Raw genomic sequence first — 2,911 nt, 5'->3', positions numbered from 1 at the left:
CAGACTTGTTATAGGATCAAGCCTTACGGGCAATTAGTATCAGTTAGCTGAACGCATTACTGCGCTTACACACCTGACCTATCAACGTCCTGGTCTCGAACGACCCTTCAAGGGGATCTAGTCCCCAGGGATATCTCATCTTAAGGCGAGTTTCCCGCTTAGATGCTTTCAGCGGTTATCTCTTCCGAACATAGCTACCCGGCGATGCCACTGGCGTGACAACCGGTACACCAGAGGTTCGTCCACTCCGGTCCTCTCGTACTAGGAGCAGCCCCCTTCAAATATCCAACGCCCACGGCAGATAGGGACCAAACTGTCTCACGACGTTTTAAACCCAGCTCACGTACCTCTTTAAATGGCGAACAGCCATACCCTTGGGACCGGCTACAGCCCCAGGATGAGATGAGCCGACATCGAGGTGCCAAACACCGCCGTCGATATGAACTCTTGGGCGGTATCAGCCTGTTATCCCCAGAGTACCTTTTATCCGTTGAGCGATGGCCCTTCCATACAGAACCACCGGATCACTATGACCTGCTTTCGCACCTGCTCGACTTGTCGGTCTCGCAGTTAAGCACGCTTATGCCATTGCACTATCAGCACGATTTCCGACCGTACCTAGCGTACCTTCGTACTCCTCCGTTACGCTTTGGGAGGAGACCGCCCCAGTCAAACTGCCTACCATGCACTGTCCCCGACCCGGATCACGGGCCAAGGTTAGAACCTCAAACAAACCAGGGTGGTATTTCAAGGACGGCTCCACCGAAACTAGCGTTCCGGCTTCATAGCCTCCCACCTATCCTACACAGATCGGTTCAAAGTCCAATGCAAAGCTACAGTAAAGGTTCATGGGGTCTTTCCGTCTAGCCGCGGGTAGATTGCATCATCACAAACACTTCAACTTCGCTGAGTCTCGGGAGGAGACAGTGTGGCCATCGTTACGCCATTCGTGCAGGTCGGAACTTACCCGACAAGGAATTTCGCTACCTTAGGACCGTTATAGTTACGGCCGCCGTTTACCGGGACTTCAATCAAGAGCTTGCACCCCATCATTTAATCTTCCGGCACCGGGCAGGCGTCACACCCTATACGTCCACTTTCGTGTTTGCAGAGTGCTGTGTTTTTATTAAACAGTCGCAGCCACCAGTTTATTGCAACCCCTTCACCCTCCTGGCGCTGGCCAGTCAAGCTACAAGGGCGTACCTTATCCCGAAGTTACGGTACCAATTTGCCGAGTTCCTTCTCCCGAGTTCTCTCAAGCGCCTTAGAATACTCATCTCGCCCACCTGTGTCGGTTTGCGGTACGGTCATCGTTAGACTGAAGCTTAGAGGCTTTTCTTGGAACCACTTCCAATTGCTTCGCTCCCGAAGGAGCTCGCGCCACACCCTTGAATTGCGCGCCCGGATTTGCCTAAGCGCCTTCTCCAATGCAGCGACCGGGACTTCCAACACCCGGACAACCTTCCGCGATCCGTCCCCCCATCGCATCTAACAATGGTGCAGGAATATTGACCTGCTTCCCATCAGCTACGCATTTCTGCCTCGCCTTAGGGGCCGACTCACCCTACGCCGATGAACGTTGCGTAGGAAACCTTGGGCTTACGGCGAGGGGGCCTTTCACCCCCTTTATCGCTACTCATGTCAGCATTCGCACTTCCGATACCTCCAGCACCCTTTACAAGGCACCTTCGCAGGCTTACGGAACGCTCTCCTACCATGCGAGCAAGCTCGCATCCGCAGCTTCGGTATATAGCTTAGCCCCGTTACATCTTCCGCGCAGGACGACTCGATCAGTGAGCTATTACGCTTTCTTTAAAGGGTGGCTGCTTCTAAGCCAACCTCCTGACTGTTTTAGCCTTCCCACTTCGTTTCCCACTTAGCTATATTTGGGGACCTTAGCTGGCGGTCTGGGTTGTTTCCCTCTTGACACCGGACGTTAGCACCCGATGTCTGTCTCCCGTGATTGCACTCTTCGGTATTCGGAGTTTGCTATGGCGGGGTAATCTGCAATAGACCCCCCAACCATGACAGTGCTCTACCCCCGAAGGTGAGACACGAGGCACTACCTAAATAGTTTTCGGAGAGAACCAGCTATTTCCAGGTTTGTTTAGCCTTTCACCCCTATCCACAGCTCATCCCCTAACTTTTCAACGTTAGTGGGTTCGGACCTCCAGTACGTGTTACCGCACCTTCATCCTGGCCATGGATAGATCACCTGGTTTCGGGTCTACGCCCAGCAACTGAACGCCCTATTCGGACTCGCTTTCGCTACGCCTGCCCTATACGGTTAAGCTTGCTACTGAACGTAAGTCGCTGACCCATTATACAAAAGGTACGCCGTCACCCCCGAAGAGGCTCCGACTGTTTGTATGCATGCGGTTTCAGGATCTATTTCACTCCCCTCCCGGGGTTCTTTTCGCCTTTCCCTCACGGTACTGGTTCACTATCGGTCGATCACGAGTATTTAGCCTTGGAGGATGGTCCCCCCATCTTCAGACAGGATTTCACGTGTCCCGCCCTACTTGTCGCACACCTAGTTCTTTCATACTGTTTTCGCCTACAGGGCTATCACCTGCTATGGCCGCACTTTCCAGAGCGTTCGGCTAACAATACAAATAAAGAGTGCAAGGCTCATCCCATTTCGCTCGCCACTACTTTGGGAATCTCGGTTGATTTCTTTTCCTGCGGTTACTTAGATGTTTCAGTTCACCGCGTTCGCTTCACATGGCCTATGTATTCAGCCATGGATACTCCAAAAGGAGTGGGTTTCCCCATTCGGACATCTACGGATCAAAGCTCGTTTGCCAGCTCCCCGTAGCTTTTCGCAGGCTACCGCGTCCTTCATCGCCTGTGATCGCCAAGGCATCCACCACATGCACTTGTTCGCTTGACCCTATAACGAGTCTGTCTC

General features: G+C 53.0%; 1 rRNA gene. It reads right to left on the bottom strand.

Features of this window, described 5'->3' with window-relative positions:
• Positions 1–12: 12 nt before the first annotated feature.
• Positions 13–2,893: ribosomal RNA gene (locus QZM72_RS35325) — 23S ribosomal RNA — on the bottom strand.
• Positions 2,894–2,911: the final 18 nt, after the last annotated feature.

It is taken from the genome of Burkholderia sp. AU45388 (assembly GCF_030481585.1).
Lineage (GTDB): Bacteria > Pseudomonadota > Gammaproteobacteria > Burkholderiales > Burkholderiaceae > Burkholderia > Burkholderia sola.
Note: the sequence above shows the minus strand (reverse complement) of the source record. Positions and strands in the feature narration are given on the sequence as shown.